Source organism: Rhodanobacter sp. A1T4 (assembly GCF_014207185.1).
Classification (GTDB): domain Bacteria; phylum Pseudomonadota; class Gammaproteobacteria; order Xanthomonadales; family Rhodanobacteraceae; genus Rhodanobacter.
In genome coordinates this window covers 657,908-676,080 of sequence record NZ_JACHCP010000001.1, presented here as the reverse complement: position 1 = coordinate 676,080, position 18,173 = coordinate 657,908, and the positions used below count along the sequence as shown (strand labels likewise).

Genomic DNA, 18,173 nt, shown 5'->3' with positions numbered 1-18,173 from the left:
TTGGCGCTTAGACAAACCGGCCCCTGGGCCGACGGTTTACTGGCGTGCCTGGATCGGGTGTAGCGATGTGGATTAATGAGATCCATACCGGGCACGCACGCTGCCGAGCAAACACAGTAACTAGAGCATACCTAACCCGTTTCAAGCTTGCGAGCAATTTGTCAAGGCATTTTTGCGCAAATTATCAGGATAAGAGAGCACGAATCGCTGTCAGCCTGTCGACATTGGCACGTGGCGGCTGGAACTGAGGCTTGAACGGTGCAATCGAGGCGGGATTACGCTGCTCGGGGCTGAATTTCGCTTGTCTTGGCATTTTCTTGCGATTACGGGCCGTCTTGATCTCAAATTCAGATTCTTTTTACTTCCAACCCTGTCTATTGTGTGGATGAGACGAAAACCACAGCAGGCCAGCTTTTCGGCATGTCCGTTCCAACCCGCTTTTGAGGAGAGCACCCTATGTACGTCATGCCCCGTTTAACCCTGGCCAGCGTGATAGCCGTTCTTTTAATCGCAGGTTGCGCCCATCAACCACCGGCCAAAACGACGACCGTCACGGCGACACGGACAACATCGGCACCGACCGCCAGCAGTACGACAACCTCTACGCGCACTGCGCATCGGGCTTCGGCTAGTGGCACGGCGACCCAGTCAGCCGCCAATCTGCCTGATCACACCGGTATTGCAGCCTGTGATGACTACCTGTCCAGCTACATGGCCTGTCACCGCGCCGCCAACATTTTTGCACCGAGTCAGCTGCAATCGCGCTATGACGCCATGCGCACCAGCCTGCTGCGTGATTCGCAGGATCCGGACATTCGCCCGCAACTGGCCGCTCGCTGCAACTCGCTCGCCAGCCTGCTACGCGATGCGCTCCACGGCAAGTCCTGCGACGCGAATCCAGCGCCCGCCAGCACCACGCCTTGATTCATCGATATCGATAAATCAAAGCGCTGCGATCAAGGCAACTCGAAGCATTTTTGTCAGCGCAGTCGATTCAGTGTCGGTGACTCGAACCTCAGGCGTATCGTGCCACCGGGCAGTCGTGATAATCGCTGATGCTACAGCAGCCAACAAAGCCGGGACCGCCTTGACGCCCTGCTCCAGGAAAAACGACTTGATCTCAAACACGCCATCGGCACGATGTGCCTTGGCATCGAGCCGTCCGACCAACCTCCCCCGATGCAGAATCGGCAGCACGAAGTAGCCATAGCTTCTCTTGGCCTCCGGCGTGTAGCACTCGAGGGAGTAGTCGAAGCCGAACATGGCCCGTGCGCGGGCACGATCCCACACCACCGGATCGAATGGCGAAAGCAGCGCCGTATGCGTTGCGCGCAGTCGGCCAAGGCTGGTTTTCTGCAAGGCGTCGGCGTGATCCCGATGCACATAACCTGGCTTGTTCCAGCCTTGCACGGCTATAGCCAGCAGTTCGCCATTGGCCATTAGCGGTGCCAGTTCCTCGTCGGTAACAGTCGGCTTCAACCGATAATAATCACCGACCCACGCGGCCTGCGTCACCCCTAGCGCACGCACGCTATCGGCGATGAAACGCCGTCGAAGCTCGGCTACCGACTGCGGTTCGGCGGTGTGATCAAAAGGCGGATCAAGGCGGATCAACACATTTTCGGCGAGATCATACACACGCTGAAACCCATCGCGCCGCGCCACCATCAGCTCACCAAGCGCAAACCACGCTTCCAGCCAGCGCTTCTCGGGCTTCCAGGCCCACCAGCCGGATTTGGCCGCCCCCTTGTCAGCCTCTGCTCTCGCGTAATTCGCAGCCCGCACCGGACCGGAATGTCGAATACCTGCCAGCAGTTCGTCCATGCCCGCGCGTTGATCGCGGTGCATCTGCGCGGCATTGCGATAAGCCCAATGATGAGTACGCTGTTCGCGCCAACCGCGATGCAAGGCAATATCCACGGCAGGAACAAAACACGCCTCGTGTGCCCAGCATTCGACCAGCCGACCGCCGGCAAGCGCCTCGTCCAGCCACACTCTCGGGTAATGACCAAGGCGCGAATGCAGCACCAGATAGGGACTACGCGCGACAACGTGGATGGTGTCGATCTGCAGAAGCCGCATCCGCTCGATCATGGCCACGACATCGGCACGCCGCGCACGCCGCCGCAACGGCTGCAACAAGCCCTGCGCATGCAGATGCAACAAACGCGCCTGTGTGAGCGTTATCGCAGGGCCTTGGGTGTGCGCAGCATTCAACGACACAGAAGCTTCACGGATTCACGAACAGGATAAGAGGGCTTCATTAGATCAGGTCTTTGCTGGCATCAGCATTGTCCGCCCTTCCGGCCAACAGTATCTTGCTGAAAAGGTTTCGGACGCCAGTAAAGTTGGGACGACGCTTTGTTCAAGCACCTTTATTCTGGCACGGAGTATCTACGATGAAATCTCGCAAACCACTGATCTCTGCCTTCACCGTTGGCATGCTGCTGTTCGCCAGCGCATTGCTCGCACAAGACATGTCGACACCGCCGCCTGCGCCAGCGAGTACCGCCGCTGCCATACCATCTCCCACTACAGCCGCCATGCAGACTCCGCAGGGTGAGGTAATCGTCAACAGCGCTCCAGCGAGTGCACCTGCCATTCCACCCCCGCCATCGTTCGAGCAATTATCCGGCGGCGGCAAATCCATCAGCGAGAGTCAGGCGGATGCGTATCCGCCACTGGCCAATGACTTCATCCATGCGGACAGTAATCGTGATGGCAAAGTCAGCAAGGCCGAATATCAGCGCTGGTTAAAACAGCTTTAAGCCGTCGTGGCGAGAAGCCGGTCGCAGTAAACGACGACGGCCGGCTCTTTGCTTGGTGTCGTTATGAGAAACTTTCCATCGCGCGCCGGGGATGCGTGGCACAGAAGTCTGGCTTGATCCTCGCCATCAGATTTTCTGGAGTTCTTCATGAAGCCTCTTTTCATTGCGGCGCCACTGGCGTTACTGACCGGCGTTATCGCCACACCGGCGCATGCGCAGAACCCTAGCCCAACCGATATACGTGCCTGCACCGGCATCGAAAGCGACGCGCAACGACTGGCCTGCTACGACCGCTCCACCGGCAGGGTCAACCTTCCCGCGGCACAGAAACGCGGCGACCAGCCCAGCACCAGCGCACCGACCAGTATCTTTGGCCACGAAAGGCCCACCGCCGCCGTACCTAGCGACGCGACGGCCGGCAAGCCGCTGTCTTTGCTCGACAGCCGCTGGGAGCTTTCTCCGGAAAGCAAACTCGGCACGTTCAATATACGTGGCTACAAACCGGTGTACGTCATGCCAGCTTTCGCCACCAGCAATCAGAACGATGAACCGCATAGCCCCAATCCCGTCAACACGGTGACCACGCCGCAGCAACTGGACAATGTGGAAGCGAAATTCCAGCTCAGCCTGAAGACCAAGATATGGCAAGGCGTGTTCGGTGACGCCGGCGACGTGTGGGTCGGTTATACCCAGGACTCACACTGGCAGGTCTATAACACCGAGGCTTCGCGCCCGTTCCGCGAGACCGACTACGAGCCCGAAGCCATACTGATGTTCAACACCAACTACCAGCTATTCGGCTGGGACGGTCGACTGCTTGGCATTGGCGTAGACCATCAGTCCAACGGCCAATCCGACCCGCTTTCCCGCAGTTGGAACCGCGTGATGGCCGACATCGGTTTCGAACGCGACAGCTGGACGGTGATGTTTCGTCCGTGGTGGCGCATTCCCGAGTCGCGCACCAGTGATAACAACCCGGATATCAGCAATTACATGGGCCGTGGCGACATGCAGATCATCCACGAGTGGAATGGTCAGGAATTCGGCCTGATGCTGCGCAGCTCATTGCGCGGCGGCAGCGATGCGCATGGCGCTGCCCAGTTCACCTGGAGCTTCCCGCTGATCGGCAATTTGCGCGGCTACATGGAAGCGTTCAAGGGTTACGGCGAAAGCCTGATCGATTACAACCACAATGCCACTTATCTGGGCGTGGGCATCACGCTGCTCGACTGGTATTGATCGTCGCGTTCGCCAAGGCGTGCTGCCTTAACGCCACCACGCTTGTTTTGTACCGGTGAGTATCTTCAGCATCTGGCCGCACGCCAGCGGAAACCGGCCCAACGGACCAAAACAGGCATCGCGTACGCGCGCCAGCCCAGCACGATCTGACTGGAACAAAGGTGTAAGCCATCGGCTCAACTGCTGATAGACGGCCAGATGCTGCCTGCGCAAGCGAGGATAAGCGCGCAGCGCATCATCGATATCGCTGGCATCCGCCAATGCATCGGACAGCGCTTCGGCATCCAGCAGCGCCATGTTCACGCCCTGCCCCAGCTGCGGACTCATGGCGTGCGCCGCATCGCCAATGAAAACCAGCCTTCCATTTACCGGCGCACGCAACACCACATCGCGATAACGAGCGCGATTCAATTGGGCCGGCTCACGAATGTGATCGAGCAATGGCAGCGCCTGCGGCCAGAGCATGCGTGTCCTGTCGCGCATGTGGACCAGTGAGTCGCCATCAAATCCATCCACCTGTCCGCCTGGCAGACTGAAGAAAAAGGTCAGCCAGCGGCCATCGCCATCGGCGCGTTGCCCCACCGGCAGCAGGCCGATCATTTCGCGGCTACCTCCGTAGCGCTGGTGCAGCGTATCCGGATGCGGCCAGCTCTCGGCCGGTAGCAGGCACCACATAGCTCCCCACGGATACAACGCCTGCCGCCGAACGATCTTCGGAGCAGAGTCGCGCAGCCGCGAGTTTGCGCCATCGGCTATCACGATCAGATCGAATGGGCCGTACCGCTCGCCCACACTGTCGATCAGGTGTTTGCCGTCCGCGTCGATCCGATCCATCCGAATGCCTGTACGCAGCTGTGCCGCATCAGGCCAGGCATCACGCATCAGCTTGAACAGACTTCCGCGCGTCAGGCCGAGCCCAAAGCAGCCAGGCGAATGATCGCTGTAACGCATGTCCATGACGCCATGGCCATTCGCGTTGCAACCATACAGCCGCTCGATCCGCTGACCTTGGGCCATGACCTGCTCAGCCAGACCGAGTCGGGCAAGCACACCCAGTCCAGTCGGCTGCAGCAAAAATCCAGCACCCACCGGTCCTGGCGAGTCGGCCTGTTCGAACACGCTCAGCGCGTGTTCTTGTTTCGACAAAAACAACGATGCGGCCTGACCAGCCGCACCGTAACCCACAATGGCGATATCCAGGCGTCGTTCCATGTCGCCCCCGTACAGGCAAAACTTAGTGGTGATGACCACCCGCGCCGTGCACATGACCGTGCTCCAGCTCTTCCGCCGTAGCCGCACGCACATCAGTCACTTCGATGGCGAAATGCAACGCCTGGCCGGCAAGCGGATGGTTGCCGTCGATGAACACGGTATTGCCTTCGACCTTGGTCACGGTGACGTTGATCTCACCTTGTGGGCCGCGGCCCTGAAACTGCATACCGGGCTGAATGTCTTCGACACCCTGGAAGGCATCCTTGGGCACTTCCTGAATCAGCTCGTCGTGATGCACGCCATAGCCCTCTTCAGGTGATACGTCAGCGTTGAACTTGTCACCGACGCTGCGACCTTCCATCTGCTTTTCCAGTCCCGGCACAATTTGCCCGGTACCGTGCAGATAGGTCAGTGGCTCGCGACCTTCGGAGCTGTCAACAACCTGACCCTGGTCATCGGTCAGCGTGTAATGGAAGGCGGCAACGGAGTTGTGGGCAATCTGCATGGAAGTCTCACGAATAGTTGTAGGTCCGCCGGCCAGGTGCCGACACGAATGACAAAGGCTACCAGATCACCGCGAAATGGCAGTAAGCAGGATGCCGCGGGATTGGCGATACTAAAGTCATGATTCCCGCACCAAGCGTGAAATATCGCCATTTTGCCGCCGGCCTGCTTGTCTGCGCCTGCTGGTTTGCCTTGGGCTCAGCCACAGCATCCTCATCGGCCAGCACGGCCAGCGCTGCGGGCTTGGCGGCAGACATCGATGGGCAGATCAGCCAGCCGCGTTTCGCCGCTGCCAACTGGGGCATCGCCGTGGTTTCACTGGACAGTGGCCGCGCGCTGTACACCCATCACGCCGATCAGTTGATGCAACCAGCCTCCACCGCCAAGCTGTTCACCGCCGCGCTGAGCCTCTCCACGTTGGGCGCGGATTACCGTATGCCGACCCGATTGTTGGCTAATAATGATATTCACGATGGCCGTCTGAATGGCCCGTTGATTCTTTATGGCATGGGTGACCCGACACTGGGCACGGCAACCAGCACCGACTGGGCCGATCAATTGGCCAATCAACTATTCCAGCGTGGTGTACGACAGGTGCGCGGCGATCTGATCGCCGACGACAGCTACTTCACTGGCCCCGCATTCGGATCCGGTTGGGAAGCCGGCGATCTGCAGAGCTGGTTTGCCGTGCCGTCTTCCGCCTTGAGCGTGGACGAAAATATCGTCGACATCACGGTGAGCCCAGGATCGGCAACCGGGCTGCCCGCCAGCCTGACCTTTGATCCGGTCGATGCGCAGATGCCCCAGCTAGGCCAGCTGACGACGACACTGTCGCGCCTGCCCAGTGATATCAATCTCTACCGCGCGCCGGGCGACAGCACGCTCTACGCTTTCGGCACCATCGCAGCTAAGACACCGCCACAGCATTTCAAGCTCGCCCTGCCGGACCCCGCCTTGGTAGCGGGCTCACAACTGCGACAGGCGCTGGCAGATCGAGGAATCCACTTGACCGGCCAGGTGCACGCACTGCACTGGCCGCAGGACGATACGGCGCTTGTCGCGCGCGCCGATACGCTGGCTGAAATCCAGTCACCGCCGTTGATGGATGTTCTGCAGCGTGGGCTGAAGCGATCGCAGAATCTGTATCTGCAGAATCTTTTTTTGAGTGTGGGCAAGCATCAGCAGTCGATGGAAGCTACCCCCGGGATCGTGCCTTTTGCCAGCACCGAGCAGTGGTCCGTCAAGGCGCTGCATCAGCTATTGACGCAGATCGGGATTCCGCCATCGGCCGGCCTGATCGACGAGGGCACCGGACTGTCGCGACGCGATCTGGTGACGCCCGATGCGATGGTGCGACTGCTCGCCTATCTAGCCGCGCAGCCTTATGCCGCACAGCTGCACGAAGCTTTGCCGATCGCTGGCATCGATGGCACCCTGACCGGGCAGATGCGTCACACCGCGGCCGAAAATAATGTACATGCCAAGACTGGCAGCATGACCTACGTGCACTGCCTGGTTGGTTATGTCACCAGTGCAGCAGGCGAGCGGCTGGCGTTTGCCATCATGCTGAATAATTACGAGCCGCCCACGAACGGACCCAGTGCGGGCAGCGACGTCAACGCGATCGCTCTGCTGTTGGCGAATTTCCACGGACGGAGTTGACTGCCACCTCGGCCAACGCCGCATTCCCGGAAAGCGTTTAGCCGCCCAGACGGGCCAAGGTGTCCTTGCCGATCTTTTCAGGTGTATCCGTCGGCGCGTAGCGCTTCACTACCTGGCCATGTTCATCGACCAGAAACTTGGTGAAGTTCCACTTGACGGATTCACTGCCCAGAATGCCCTTGCCTTCGCTTTTCAGCCATTGGTAAAGAGGATCGGCATGATCGCCGTTGACTTCGACCTTGGAGAACATCGGGAACGTCACATCGTAGCGGGTGCTGCAAAACGTCTTGATCTCCTCCGCATCGCCCGGCTCCTGATGACCGAACTGGTCGCAGGGAAAGCCCAGCACCACCAGCCCCTTGTCACGCTGATCCTGCCAAAGGTTCTCCAGCCCCTTGTATTGGGGGGTAAAACCGCATTTGGAGGCGACATTGACGATCAGCAGGGTTTTTCCGCGCCATTCGCCGAGCGAGCGCTCGTTGCCGTCGATATCGCGGACTGTGAAATCGTAGACGCTGGACATAAGGCAAGCTCCTGCTGGTGGGGTAACTCTGCCGAGTCTACGCCATCCATGATGACGCTCGTGACATAGAATGACGGTTTAGCGCAAAAGCCAGGCCATGCCGTGATCCGCTTTGTCGATGTCCACAAGTCCTATCGTGTCGACGGTCACGATATCCCTGCGCTGAAGCCTTTCAGCCTGGAGGTCGTCGATGGCGAAGTCTTCGGCATCATCGGCTTGTCCGGCGCCGGCAAATCGACGCTTATACGGCTGATCAACCTGCTTGAGCGCCCCAGCGGTGGCAGCATCTTCGTCAACGACACCGAAATGACCGCACTGGCCGAACCGGCGCTTCGCGCGCAACGGCGGCGGATCGGCATGATTTTCCAGCATTTCAACCTGCTCGCCTCGCAGACAGTGGCCGATAACGTGGCGTTTCCGATGCGATTGGCGGGTGAGCGCAATGCAGTGACCTTGCGCAAGCGCGTCGACGAGTTGCTGGCGCGGGTTGGCCTGACCGACCATGCCGACAAATACCCCTCACAGCTTTCCGGTGGCCAGAAGCAGCGCGTGGGTATTGCGCGTGCGCTGGCCAACCGACCATCCATTCTGCTGTGCGACGAAGCCACCAGTGCGCTCGACCCGCAGACCACGGCCTCGGTACTGGAGCTGCTGGCCGAGATCAACCGAGAGCTGAAACTCACCATCGTGCTGATCACGCACGAAATGGATGTCGTACGCCGTGTCTGCGACCGCGTCGCCGTACTGGATGCCGGCGAAATCGTGGAGCGCGGCAGCGTGATCGACGTTTTCCTGCATCCGCAGCATGCCACCACCAAGCGCTTCGTCAACGAGGCGCTGCCAGAGGAAGCCATTGGTGAGGAGGCTGCCTTTGCACGTGTGCCCGGACGCATCCTGCGACTGAGCTTTCGTGGTGACGCGACATGGACACCGGCACTAGGTCGGGTCGCGCGTGAAACCGGCATCGATTTCAACCTGCTCGCCGGGCGCATCGACCGCATCAAGGACATGCCTTATGGTCAACTGACGCTGGCGATGCAGGGTGAGCGCGTGGATGCAGCCATGCTGGCCCTGCGCGAAGCGGGTATCGAGATCGAGGAGTTGCGCCGATGAGCCACGCACCGATTCTGCAGACGTTGTTCCCGAACATCGACGATTGGGGCGAAATCGGCCATGCGTGCATCGATACGCTGTTGATGCTTGGCGGCTCGCTGCTGCTCACCGTACTGCTTGGCCTGCCGCTGGGTGTACTGCTGTACCTCACTGGCAACGGTCAGCTACGCCCGATGCCAAAGCTATACGCCATCACCTCGTTGCTGGTGAACATCCTGCGCTCGGTGCCTTTCATCATCCTGATGATCGTGCTGATGCCAGTTACGTATTTTCTGGTCGGCACCAAGCTCGGTATACGCGGCGCGATTCCGCCGCTGGTGATCGGCGCGGCACCGTTCTTCGCTCGGCTGGTGGAAACCGCGCTGCGCGAGGTGGAGCACGGCGTGATCGAGGCCAGCCAGGCGATGGGTGCCAGCCTGTGGCAGATCGTGCGCCATGTATTGCTTCCCGAGGCACGCGGCGGCCTGCTGGCCGGCGTGACCGTCACGGCCATCGCCCTGGTCGGCTACACCGCGATGGGCGGCGCGGTCGGCTCCGGCGGCTTGGGCGATCTGGCCTACCGCTACGGTTACCTGAGCTACAAATCCGACTACATGCTGGTGACCGTGGCACTGCTGATCGTGCTGGTGCAATTGCTGCAGATGCTCGGCGATCGCATCGTGGCACACTACGGTCGGCGTTGAGCAACAACACATGGCACTTTGCATTTGGCAGTATGGACGGCTACTCTTGTGCGCCGCACAAAGCTCATCGTCATGAAGAAACTGCTTGCCTCCCTCGCTGTACTGCTCGCCTTGGCAGGTTGCTCCGCCCATGATGGCGGATCCTCCAGCAGTGACTCGAATACGCTGACGGTCGCCGCCACCGCGATCCCGCACGCGGAGATCCTCAAGCAGATCAAGCCGATGCTCGCCAAAGAAGGCGTCGATCTTGAGATCAAGGTGTTTGCCGATTACGTGCAGCCCAACTCGCAGGTGGCCGAAAAAAACATCGACCTGAACTTCTTTCAGACCAAGCCCTACCTTGATGCGTTCAACCGCGAACGCGGCACGAAACTGGTGATCATCACCGGCGTGCACATCGAGCCGTTCGGTGCGTATTCGCGCAAGTACAAAAACATCGATCAGCTGCCGGATGGTGCCAACGTGACCATTCCCAATGACCCCAGCAACAACAGCCGCGCGCTGCTTTTGTTGGCCAAGCACGGGCTGATCACGCTGAAAAATCCGAACGACGAGATGGCTACCTTGAAGGACATCACCGCCAACCCGAAGCACCTGAAGTTTCGCGAGCTGGAAGCGGCCATGCTGCCGCGCACACTCGATGAAGTAGACCTGGCGCTGATCAATACCAACTATGCGCTGGCTGCCGGATTGAATCCGACCAAAGACGCGCTGCTGATCGAAGACAAGAACTCACCGTACGTGAATTATCTGGTTGGCCGCGAAGACAATCAGAACGATCCGCGCGTACAGAAGCTGGCCAAGGCGCTCACCAGCCCCGAGATCAAGACCTTCATCGAACAGAAGTATCACGGTGCGGTGTTGCCAGCATTCTGAGTGCTGAGTTTCTGAATGACTACAACCCCTGCGTCGCCGGAATCTCGAACACCTGGCGCAGATAGGTAACGTAGGCTTCGTCGTCGCACATGTTCTTGCCCGGCGAGTCGCTGAGCTTGGCTACCGGCTGGCCGTTGCAGCGGGTCATCTTGATGACGATATTGAGCGGCGTCGGGCCCACGTCGTTGGTGAGGTTGGTGCCGACGCCGAATGCGAGCAGGCAGCGATCGCGGAAGTGCGCGTAGAGCTGCATCACTTTCGGGATATCGAGCCCATCGCTGAACACCAGCACCTTGCTGCGGGGATCGACGCGGTTGGCATGGTAATGCGCCAACACCTTCTCGCCCCAGTCGAACGGATCGCCGGAGTCATGCCGGGTACCGTCGAACAACTTGCAGAAATACATGTCGAAATCGCGCAGAAACGCATTGAGTCCGTAGACATCCGATAGCGCAATGCCGAGATCGCCGCGGTATTCCTTCGCCCACGCCTCCAGCGCAGCCACCTGCGAGTCACGCAGCCGTGGCCCCAGCGCCTGGTGCGCCTGCAGGTACTCGTGCGCCAGCGTGCCCAGCGGCGTCAACCCAAGCTCACGTGCCAACCATACGTTGCTGGTACCCGCCAGCTGCTTGCCCAGGCCATCGCGCAGCGTAGTCACCACTTCGGCTTGCCATGCCCGTGAATACCGGCGCCGCGTCCCGTAGTCGGCGATGCGGCAACCGGCGTAATCGGGCGTGTCGCGCAGCAACGCAATCTTGTCGTGCAGCCGCTGGCGGCCTTCGGCCATATCCAACCCTGCGCTGACGTGACGAAAATACACCTCGTTGACGATCGCGAGCAGCGGCACCTCGAAAAGAATCGTGTGCAGCCAGGGACCGCAGATACGGATATCTATTTCCCCGTTGTTCGCGTTGGACGGCCTGATCTCGACATATTTTTCGTTCAGATGGAAAAGATCGAGAAAATCGACAAAGTCGCTTTTCAGGAAACGCCAGGTACGCAGATACAGCAGCTCATCCGCCTTGAAGCGCAGCTGGCATAGCGCCGCGAGCTCGGTACGGATTTCATCGATATAAGGCACCAGGTCGATGCCGGGATTGCGGCACTTGAAACGGTACTCGACCTGCGCCGCCGGATACTGGTGCAGCACCACCTGCATCATCGAAAACTTGTACAGGTCGGTATCGAGTAGCGATTCGATGATCATCAATGGCTCTTGCGGAGAATGCTTGCGCAGACAGATGCTGAATCATTACCCATCCTGCAGGGCAGATGTAGGGAGCGGAGCGCACCGCCCCTGCGTACCGAACAACTCAGGGCAAAAAAAAACCCCACTGGCCAGGGGAGGACCGGTGGGGCTTGTCAGGCTGCGTCCAGGGGAGGAAGAGCAGCCCCTCAGTGAGCGGTGTTTTGCGTCACTTATGGTCGCCGTCACGGCGATGCATGGATGTAGTGTGTCCGCGGGTACGTGACTTCAACGTAAACGTCCCAGACTCGTTCAGCTAAGCGACAGGCTGGCTAGACCGTCGCCGCCAGCACAATCTGATTTTCAATAGCTTGAACAAAGGCTTGCGTGCCAGGCCACTCGCCAATCCGTCCCATCTTTCGCTCACCGCGAAACACGAAGAACGCAGGTATGCCGTGCAACCCAAACCGCGTGGCCATGGTCGGATCGTCGTAAACGTTATCGTGCAGCCAGCGCACCCGTGGCCACTGGAAACGATCCCGCGCCAGCAGCATGGCGCGCTTGGCGATATCGCAATTGGGGCAGTCGCGACCCCACAGAAACAGGATGCTGAGCGGCGCTCCCTCCTCGCGCAATACATCGTCAAGGGACACGCTGTTGACCTGTTGCATGAGGAGTCGCCCGAAGAACTCGGGTACGGCGGTATCGGACATGATCAAGTCGACAACCCTGATTCCTGCAAGCCAAAGAGATGAGTTTCAGTATGTGGAATGACAACTGGGTAACCATCCTTGCTGGTGCCAACCACGTTACACCGACACATCACGATCGCTTGTGCATCATGGCGACTTCAGCCTGCCAAACTTGGTGCGCAAGCCATCCGCACCCATCCATGCAGGATATTTCCGCGACCAGCAAGGATTCACCGTATGTCAGATCGTTCTCCCCGATCGCTGTTCGACCCAGTCCAGATGGGCGATATCGCGCTGGCCAACCGCATCGTGATGGCACCACTGACCCGCGATCGTGCCGGCCCTGGCCGCACGCCGACGCCGCTGATGGCCGAGTATTACGCGCAGCGCGCCGACGCGGGACTGATCATCGCCGAAGCCACCCAGATCAGTCCCGAGGGTCAGGGCTACCTCGACACACCCGGCATCTACAGCAGCGCGCAGGTCAAGGGCTGGAAGGCCGTGACTAATGCCGTGCACGCGCGCGGCGGCAAGATGGTGCTGCAGATGTGGCACGTCGGCCGCATCTCCCATACCAGCCTGCAGCTGGGCGGCAAGGCACCGGTCGCTCCGTCAGCGATCCGCGCCAAGGCCAAGACCTTCACCGCCAACGGCTTCGAGCCAGTTTCGGAGCCGCGCGCACTGGCTGCTGGAGAAATGCCGCGCATCGTCGCGGAATACCGCTATGCCGCCGCGCGGGCGATGGATGCCGGGTTTGACGGCGTCGAAGTGCATGCGGCCAACGGTTATCTGATCGACCAATTCCTGCGTGATGGCAGCAATCACCGCGACGACGCCTGGGGCGGCAGTATCGAAAATCGCACACGCCTGTTGTACGACGTCGTCAGCGCCGTTGCCCAGACGGCGGGCAGCGGCCGTACCGGTGTGCGCCTCTCCCCCGTGACACCGGCCAACGACGCGCGCGACTCCCATCCGCAGCCACTGTTCGAGCGCGCCGTTGAAAGGCTCGCCCCGCTCGGCCTGGCCTATCTGCACGTGATCGAAGGTGCCACAGGCGGCCCGCGCGATATTGCACCCTTCGATTACGAAGCGTTGCATCGCCGCTTCCATGGCAGCTGGATGGTCAACAACGGCTACACCGAAAAGATGGCCGAGGCAGTTGTCAGCAACGGCCTGGCTGACCTGGTTGCGTTTGGACGTCCATTCATCGCCAATCCCGATCTAATCAAGCGGCTACGCATCGGTGCGCCGCTCAGCGCCATCAATCCTGCCACGCTGTATGGCGGCGGCGCCGAGGGCTATACGGACTATCGCACGCTCTGATCATTCATCGGCAACGATCCCCAGGCCAAGGACGGCTTGCTCAGGGCGCTGCCAAAGATGTCGCAACACGTCTCCCCAATTGCACGAGCGTGGCATCCCGCTGCAGCTTGGGCTGCCTGGCAAGGTCCCTTACGCGCTGATAGAAAGCCGGCCATTGACCCTGCGATTGCTTGAACAGCTCGGCGAACGCAGGCGTCCACTGATCGTACAAGCCGAACGGCAGCAAGCGCGCATTGTTGATTGGCGCCGCCACCCAGGCGTCGTAGCCATGTTCCTTCGGCCAGTCGCGATCGCGCCACTGCTTGTAACGTTCGCGAAATGCGGCGATCTCTTGCTGCTTGCCGCCTTCCATCGCCGTGTCGCCCACGCCGCTGGCGTACAGCTTTTTCAGTCGGTCACGCAGATCCAGTACCAGTTTGGTGAAGCCGCTGTCCATCGCCTGCGTGCGATCGTCTTGCGCCGGTAGCCCGCGCGACTGTCGCCACTCGCGCAAGCCCTGATCCTGCACAAATGTAGCGAAAGACTCGTTGAATGCCGTGTCGTCTTTTACGTAGATCAGCTGATGCGCCAGCTCGTGGAAGATGGTGCTGTCCAGCTCGTCGTCGTCCCAACGCAGCATGCTGCTGAGAATCGGATCAGCGAACCAGCCCAGCGTGGAATACGCCGAGACGCCACCGATCTCGACGTCGTCGCCTTTTTTCTGCAGCCGTGCCGCTTCGGCCTTGGCATCCGCCTCGGCAAAGTAACCGCGATAAGCCACGCAGCCTGCGACGGGAAAACAATAAAGCACCGGCTCTACCGAATAGCGCGGCGCCGCGAACACGTTCCACACCACATAGTTTCGATGCAGATCGACGTAGCGCGTATAGCTGCGATTATCCGGCAACCCCAGGTGCTGCGAAGCGAAAAGACGCGCCTGCTGGGCCAGTAAAAGTCGTGCGGCCAGTTTGGGGTCAGTCGCCGGATTGCTGACGATCGTACCAATGTTGCGCCGATGAAAGACCAGCTCACTCTGCCCGCGCACTGCCTGTGTGTAATAACGCAGGCTGCCGCAGGCGCCAAGCAAAAGGCCCACCGCCGTGATGGCGATGAGCCTTGGAAACCGAATGGAACGTGGCAAATAATTTAGGCGAGGCATGCGGCGATTGTGCCGCAGGCCCCGCGTTCTGTCTTAGTGACCGTTACTTCCGCCGTGCGAGGAGCCGCCGCCATGCGAGTAATGACCGCCACCATGTCCGCCAGCGTAACCCGGATGGCCGCCGCCGTAACCGGGACGGCCTTGCCAATGGCCCCCGCCATATCCGTAACCACCGCGCCAGTAGCGCGGGCCACCATAACCGCCGTACCAACCACCGACGACGCCTACGCTGCAGCAGCCGTAATAGCCATTGTCGTAGTAACCGTAGCCGGGGTACCCGTAGTAACCACCCTGATATACCGGCGCGGCCTGACCGTAATACACGTCGCCGCTGTAACTGGAACCGCGAACGTAGCTATAGCCGGGGTCGTAATAACACCCGGACAAAGTAGTGATGGCGGCGAGCAGAACGAGACTTGCGAGCAGGCGTTTCATGGTTTGTCTCCGACTCCAACGGGAGTCATGACCTGAACGCTAGTCCTATGCGCTTGAACGCCTCCTGAGGTACAAACACATGGCTGATGGGCATTTACCCACCAGCCATATACGCAGGACCGTCAATGCGCACGCATCAGCCCTTGCGCTTGGACTGGTCGCCTCGCTCATGTGCCAGCGCATGGCCAAACGCCGCTTCGCTGGACAGGCCGCCGGCACCAGGCGTGGGCGCATGGGGATCGGGCGTATTCGTCGCGGGCTGCACAGTCACCGCGCCAGGCCAGCTCGGCCCCTGACGCACGCGCTCCAGCTTGGCCTCCAGCAGTGCCTGGATATGCTCCACTGCTTCGGCCGGACTGATGTGATGGATTTCCGGCTCCGGCAGCGTCGGCAACTTGAGCGGGGTCGCCTTGGTCTTGGGAAACGATGCAACCTTCTTGACGGCTGGCTTGGGTGCCGCGGGTTTCGCCGCCGGCTTTTTCGTCGCAGCGACCTTGGCTACCGGCTTTTTCACGGCAGGTTTCGCCACCGCAGATTTCGTCACCGGCTTGGCAACGGACTTCTTCGGCGCTGCTTTCTTGGCAATAACCTTTTTGGCTGCCGGCTTGGTGGCCGCGATCTTTTTCGTGACTGACTTCTTTCCGACAAGCTTCTTCGCGGCCGATTTCTTCACTGTCGGCTTCTTCACGGCAACCTTTTTGGCCACCGGCTTCTTTTTCGCGACAGCTTTTTTTACTACCGACTTTTTAAGGGTGACTTTTTTTGCAGCCGGCTTTTTTGTCGCTGTCTTTTTCACTGCTGCCTTTTTAGTGGCTACCTTTTTTACGGGCGCCTTCTTGGCAGCCGCTGCTTTACGCGGGGTGGCAACCTTCTTCGCGGTGCGTTTTACGACTGCCCTTTTTACAGCTGTTTTTTTTGCGGACGCCTTTTTTGCCGCGGACTTTTTCGTTGCCGACTTGCCTTTCGTAGCCATGCGTTCGTTCTCCTGCGGTGACCAATAAAATTAAACGGCGATCAATGAAACATGAGCCAGTATGCACGCCTTGAATCGCTCGGATATTAACGGCTGACCTTACGAAATCGCCTGAAACCTTCGCGACAAATCCGGCGCATCAGTCATCAAAACGAAGGATGCGACAACTGATTGAGGAAGTAAGGAAGCACACGTTGATCCATAAGCAGCGTGAAGATGACGCCGTAGGCCGCACCCCAAAGGTGAGCGCTGTGATTGACGTTGCCCTGCCCGCGTCGATCCATGAAGATCGAGTAGCCCGTATACAGCACGGCATAGAGAATCGCCGGCATGGGTATCACCAGCACAATGATCTTTTGCCATGGCGCCAACAAAACGAATGAGAACAGCACAGCTGAAACAGCGCCGGATGCCCCAAGGCTGCGGTAGTTGGGATTGGTGCGATTCTTCAGATACGTCGGCAGAATCGAGACCACCAGACCACCGATATAGAACAGCGCAAACCCGAAACCGCCAAGACGTCCGGTGAAAAACCCTTCCATGACCTGACCGAAGAAATACAGCGTCAGCATGTTGAAAAACAGGTGGCCGAAATCCGCATGCACCACGCCGTAAGTCACCAGACGGTGGTACTCGTGCTGACGGGTGATCGCTGGCGGCCACAGGATGAGGTCGTTCATCAGCCGGCTGTTCTTGAAGGCCATGAACGACACGATGCCGGTGATGGCGATGATGATGAAGGTAACCGGCATAAACGATTCCGCGAGAGATAAGCAAAGCGTGACATCTTCGCGCTAGTGCATGGTCTTGTCGACTTCGCTGGCAAAAATCGGAAGTGCGCGAGGCGGCATGACCAAGCTGACTGCGGGCAAACTCACCGCCATCAGAAACATCGCGACGCGACCACGATCCGGTGTCTACTGCAGCGCTAGCCCCCAAGGAGGGACATCATGACTTCTTTTCGTTACATGCATCTCGACGTCTTCACCGCCAGCCTCGGCGGCGGCAATCATCTGGGCGTGGTGGTCAACGCACAAGACTGGAGCGCCGAGGACATGCAGCGCTTCGCCCGCTGGACGAACCTTGTCGAAACGACCTTCCTGCTTCCACCGCAGGACCCCAAGGCGAGCTACCGCGTGCGCATGTTCACGCCGCACAAGGAAATCCCGTTTGCCGGCCATCCCAGCATTGGCAGTGCACACGCCGCGCTCGAGTGCGATCTGGTCGAGCCACGCGATGGCCTGCTGTGGCAGGAATGCGGTGCCGGAACGCTGCCGATCCGCGTGCATGGCAGCGGCCCAAAGCGCGAGCTGTCGCTGCTGTCGCCCGCTCAGCACATAGTGAATAGCGGACATGATGCGCACCCGCTGCTACCAGCTGCGCTGGTGGGCGTGGGTTCGGGCCGATTGCCGCCTGCGCTGGTCGACGGTGGTCGGCGTTGGTGGCTGGCCGAGGTGTCGGATGAGGCCAGCCTGCGTGCATGGAAGCCCGATCATGCCGCGATCGGTGCATTGGCCAGGGCCAGCGACAGCATGGGTCTGTGCGCATTTGCCCGCAGCACGAACGCCAACTATCAGCTGGTGGTCCGTGCGTTGCCCGCCGGCGCCGGCATCGTGGAGGATCCCGCCTCAGGCGCGGCGAACGGTTCCATCGCCGCATACATTGCGCAGACCGAGCCGAACGGCGAGCTGGCCCGTGGCTATCAGGTCAGCCAGGGACGTGAAATCGGCCACGATGCCCGGCTCGTAGCACTGATCGACGGCGGTTCGGTGTGGATCGGTGGCCGCACCCACACGGTGATCAATGGCAGTCTGGACTGGACGCTGCAGGATTGACGGTTGAATCG

19 protein-coding genes are annotated in these 18,173 nt (G+C 59.9%); 9 read left to right on the top strand and 10 right to left on the bottom strand.

Going from position 1 to position 18,173, the window contains the following annotated elements; genetic code table 11:
* Positions 1-456: 456 nt before the first annotated feature.
* Positions 457-924 carry a hypothetical protein gene (locus tag HDE80_RS03115; RefSeq protein ID WP_184667698.1) on the top strand — a complete coding sequence of 156 codons (468 nt, stop codon included), beginning with the start codon at positions 457-459 and terminating at the stop codon, positions 922-924.
* An 18-nt stretch (positions 925-942) separates the two neighbouring features.
* Here HDE80_RS03115 and HDE80_RS03110 read toward each other — a convergent pair whose 3' ends face one another.
* The gene (locus HDE80_RS03110) at positions 943-2,223 is read right to left on the bottom strand and encodes a crosslink repair DNA glycosylase YcaQ family protein (protein WP_345776396.1); all 1,281 of its coding nucleotides are present in this window, start codon (positions 2,221-2,223) and stop codon (positions 943-945) included.
* A 176-nt stretch (positions 2,224-2,399) separates the two neighbouring features.
* Here HDE80_RS03110 and HDE80_RS03105 point away from each other — a divergent pair, with 176 nt between their 5' ends.
* Both HDE80_RS03105 and HDE80_RS03100 read left to right on the top strand, forming a co-directional pair.
* Positions 2,400-2,768, top strand: coding sequence for a hypothetical protein (locus HDE80_RS03105; protein WP_184667697.1), 369 nt, complete (start codon positions 2,400-2,402; stop codon positions 2,766-2,768).
* 147 nt (positions 2,769-2,915) lie between these two features.
* Complete coding sequence (locus tag HDE80_RS03100) at positions 2,916-4,007, top strand: phospholipase A (RefSeq protein WP_184667696.1); 1,092 nt, start codon at positions 2,916-2,918, stop codon at positions 4,005-4,007.
* 27 nt (positions 4,008-4,034) lie between these two features.
* On the opposite strand, the gene HDE80_RS03095 is transcribed toward HDE80_RS03100, so the two are convergent.
* Both HDE80_RS03095 and HDE80_RS03090 read right to left on the bottom strand, forming a co-directional pair.
* Entirely contained in the window at positions 4,035-5,219 is a 1,185-nt protein-coding gene (locus tag HDE80_RS03095; protein ID WP_184667695.1) for an NAD(P)/FAD-dependent oxidoreductase, read from the bottom strand.
* A gap of 22 nt (positions 5,220-5,241) precedes the next feature.
* Positions 5,242-5,724 carry a peptidylprolyl isomerase gene (locus HDE80_RS03090; protein WP_184667694.1) on the bottom strand — a complete coding sequence of 161 codons (483 nt, stop codon included), beginning with the start codon at positions 5,722-5,724 and terminating at the stop codon, positions 5,242-5,244.
* Between the two features lie 119 nt (positions 5,725-5,843).
* Here HDE80_RS03090 and dacB point away from each other — a divergent pair, with 119 nt between their 5' ends.
* On the top strand, positions 5,844-7,385 hold the full coding sequence (gene dacB / locus HDE80_RS03085) for a D-alanyl-D-alanine carboxypeptidase/D-alanyl-D-alanine-endopeptidase (protein ID WP_184667692.1): 1,542 nt from the start codon (positions 5,844-5,846) through the stop codon (positions 7,383-7,385).
* Between the two features lie 37 nt (positions 7,386-7,422).
* Here the strand turns inward: dacB and HDE80_RS03080 are convergent, their stop codons facing one another.
* Positions 7,423-7,908 (bottom strand): glutathione peroxidase, encoded by a 486-nt coding sequence (locus HDE80_RS03080; RefSeq protein ID WP_184667690.1) that lies wholly within the window; start codon positions 7,906-7,908, stop codon positions 7,423-7,425.
* 102 nt (positions 7,909-8,010) lie between these two features.
* Between HDE80_RS03080 and HDE80_RS03075 the strand changes: the two genes are divergently transcribed.
* The 3 genes from HDE80_RS03075 to HDE80_RS03065 all read left to right on the top strand — a co-directional run bounded on the left by HDE80_RS03075 (position 8,011) and on the right by HDE80_RS03065 (position 10,580).
* Complete coding sequence (locus HDE80_RS03075; protein WP_184601402.1) at positions 8,011-9,021, top strand: methionine ABC transporter ATP-binding protein; 1,011 nt, start codon at positions 8,011-8,013, stop codon at positions 9,019-9,021.
* Positions 9,018-9,704, top strand: coding sequence for a methionine ABC transporter permease (locus HDE80_RS03070; protein ID WP_184601403.1), 687 nt, complete (start codon positions 9,018-9,020; stop codon positions 9,702-9,704). The genes HDE80_RS03075 and HDE80_RS03070 overlap by 4 nt, the downstream gene beginning before the upstream one ends.
* Positions 9,705-9,776: 72 nt before the next feature.
* Positions 9,777-10,580 carry a MetQ/NlpA family ABC transporter substrate-binding protein gene (locus HDE80_RS03065; protein WP_184601404.1) on the top strand — a complete coding sequence of 268 codons (804 nt, stop codon included), beginning with the start codon at positions 9,777-9,779 and terminating at the stop codon, positions 10,578-10,580.
* A gap of 19 nt (positions 10,581-10,599) precedes the next feature.
* On the opposite strand, the gene pncB is transcribed toward HDE80_RS03065, so the two are convergent.
* Both pncB and HDE80_RS03055 read right to left on the bottom strand, forming a co-directional pair.
* On the bottom strand, positions 10,600-11,787 hold the full coding sequence (gene pncB, locus HDE80_RS03060) for a nicotinate phosphoribosyltransferase (RefSeq protein WP_184667688.1): 1,188 nt from the start codon (positions 11,785-11,787) through the stop codon (positions 10,600-10,602).
* Between the two features lie 311 nt (positions 11,788-12,098).
* Positions 12,099-12,479, bottom strand: coding sequence for a thioredoxin family protein (locus tag HDE80_RS03055; protein WP_184667686.1), 381 nt, complete (start codon positions 12,477-12,479; stop codon positions 12,099-12,101).
* A 216-nt stretch (positions 12,480-12,695) separates the two neighbouring features.
* Here HDE80_RS03055 and HDE80_RS03050 point away from each other — a divergent pair, with 216 nt between their 5' ends.
* Positions 12,696-13,781 (top strand): alkene reductase, encoded by a 1,086-nt coding sequence (locus HDE80_RS03050; RefSeq protein WP_184667684.1) that lies wholly within the window; start codon positions 12,696-12,698, stop codon positions 13,779-13,781.
* A 40-nt stretch (positions 13,782-13,821) separates the two neighbouring features.
* On the opposite strand, the gene HDE80_RS03045 is transcribed toward HDE80_RS03050, so the two are convergent.
* From HDE80_RS03045 to HDE80_RS03030, 4 genes are all read right to left on the bottom strand, one after another.
* Positions 13,822-14,856, bottom strand: coding sequence for an aminopeptidase (locus tag HDE80_RS03045; RefSeq protein ID WP_345776405.1), 1,035 nt, complete (start codon positions 14,854-14,856; stop codon positions 13,822-13,824).
* A gap of 96 nt (positions 14,857-14,952) precedes the next feature.
* Positions 14,953-15,354: a hypothetical protein gene (locus HDE80_RS03040; RefSeq protein WP_184667680.1), complete on the bottom strand. Its 402-nt coding sequence runs from the start codon at positions 15,352-15,354 to the stop codon at positions 14,953-14,955.
* 136 nt (positions 15,355-15,490) lie between these two features.
* A complete protein-coding gene (locus HDE80_RS03035; RefSeq protein WP_184667678.1) occupies positions 15,491-16,327 on the bottom strand; it encodes a histone H1-like repetitive region-containing protein in 837 nt (278 codons plus the stop codon).
* Positions 16,328-16,473: 146 nt separating this feature from the next.
* Entirely contained in the window at positions 16,474-17,079 is a 606-nt protein-coding gene (locus tag HDE80_RS03030; RefSeq protein ID WP_184667676.1) for a rhomboid family intramembrane serine protease, read from the bottom strand.
* Positions 17,080-17,277: 198 nt separating this feature from the next.
* Between HDE80_RS03030 and HDE80_RS03025 the strand changes: the two genes are divergently transcribed.
* The gene (locus HDE80_RS03025) at positions 17,278-18,162 is read left to right on the top strand and encodes a PhzF family phenazine biosynthesis protein (protein WP_184667672.1); all 885 of its coding nucleotides are present in this window, start codon (positions 17,278-17,280) and stop codon (positions 18,160-18,162) included.
* The last annotated feature ends 11 nt before the right edge of the window (positions 18,163-18,173 follow it).

Bases quoted from the DNA above. Each gene is read 5' to 3' on its own strand.
- HDE80_RS03115 (WP_184667698.1), top strand. From the start codon at position 457: ATGTACGTCATGCCCCGTTTAACCCTGGCCAGCGTGATAGCCGTTCTT.
- HDE80_RS03105 (WP_184667697.1), top strand. From the start codon at position 2,400: ATGAAATCTCGCAAACCACTGATCTCTGCCTTCACCGTTGGCATGCTG.
- HDE80_RS03100 (WP_184667696.1), top strand. From the start codon at position 2,916: ATGAAGCCTCTTTTCATTGCGGCGCCACTGGCGTTACTGACCGGCGTT.
- HDE80_RS03095 (WP_184667695.1), bottom strand. From the start codon at position 5,219: ATGGAACGACGCCTGGATATCGCCATTGTGGGTTACGGTGCGGCTGGT.
- HDE80_RS03090 (WP_184667694.1), bottom strand. From the start codon at position 5,724: ATGCAGATTGCCCACAACTCCGTTGCCGCCTTCCATTACACGCTGACC.
- dacB (WP_184667692.1), top strand. From the start codon at position 5,844: ATGATTCCCGCACCAAGCGTGAAATATCGCCATTTTGCCGCCGGCCTG.
- HDE80_RS03080 (WP_184667690.1), bottom strand. From the start codon at position 7,908: ATGTCCAGCGTCTACGATTTCACAGTCCGCGATATCGACGGCAACGAG.
- HDE80_RS03070 (WP_184601403.1), top strand. From the start codon at position 9,018: ATGAGCCACGCACCGATTCTGCAGACGTTGTTCCCGAACATCGACGAT.
- HDE80_RS03065 (WP_184601404.1), top strand. From the start codon at position 9,777: ATGAAGAAACTGCTTGCCTCCCTCGCTGTACTGCTCGCCTTGGCAGGT.
- pncB (WP_184667688.1), bottom strand. From the start codon at position 11,787: ATGATCATCGAATCGCTACTCGATACCGACCTGTACAAGTTTTCGATG.
- HDE80_RS03055 (WP_184667686.1), bottom strand. From the start codon at position 12,479: ATGTCCGATACCGCCGTACCCGAGTTCTTCGGGCGACTCCTCATGCAA.
- HDE80_RS03050 (WP_184667684.1), top strand. From the start codon at position 12,696: ATGTCAGATCGTTCTCCCCGATCGCTGTTCGACCCAGTCCAGATGGGC.
- HDE80_RS03040 (WP_184667680.1), bottom strand. From the start codon at position 15,354: ATGAAACGCCTGCTCGCAAGTCTCGTTCTGCTCGCCGCCATCACTACT.
- HDE80_RS03035 (WP_184667678.1), bottom strand. From the start codon at position 16,327: ATGGCTACGAAAGGCAAGTCGGCAACGAAAAAGTCCGCGGCAAAAAAG.
- HDE80_RS03030 (WP_184667676.1), bottom strand. From the start codon at position 17,079: ATGCCGGTTACCTTCATCATCATCGCCATCACCGGCATCGTGTCGTTC.
- HDE80_RS03025 (WP_184667672.1), top strand. From the start codon at position 17,278: ATGACTTCTTTTCGTTACATGCATCTCGACGTCTTCACCGCCAGCCTC.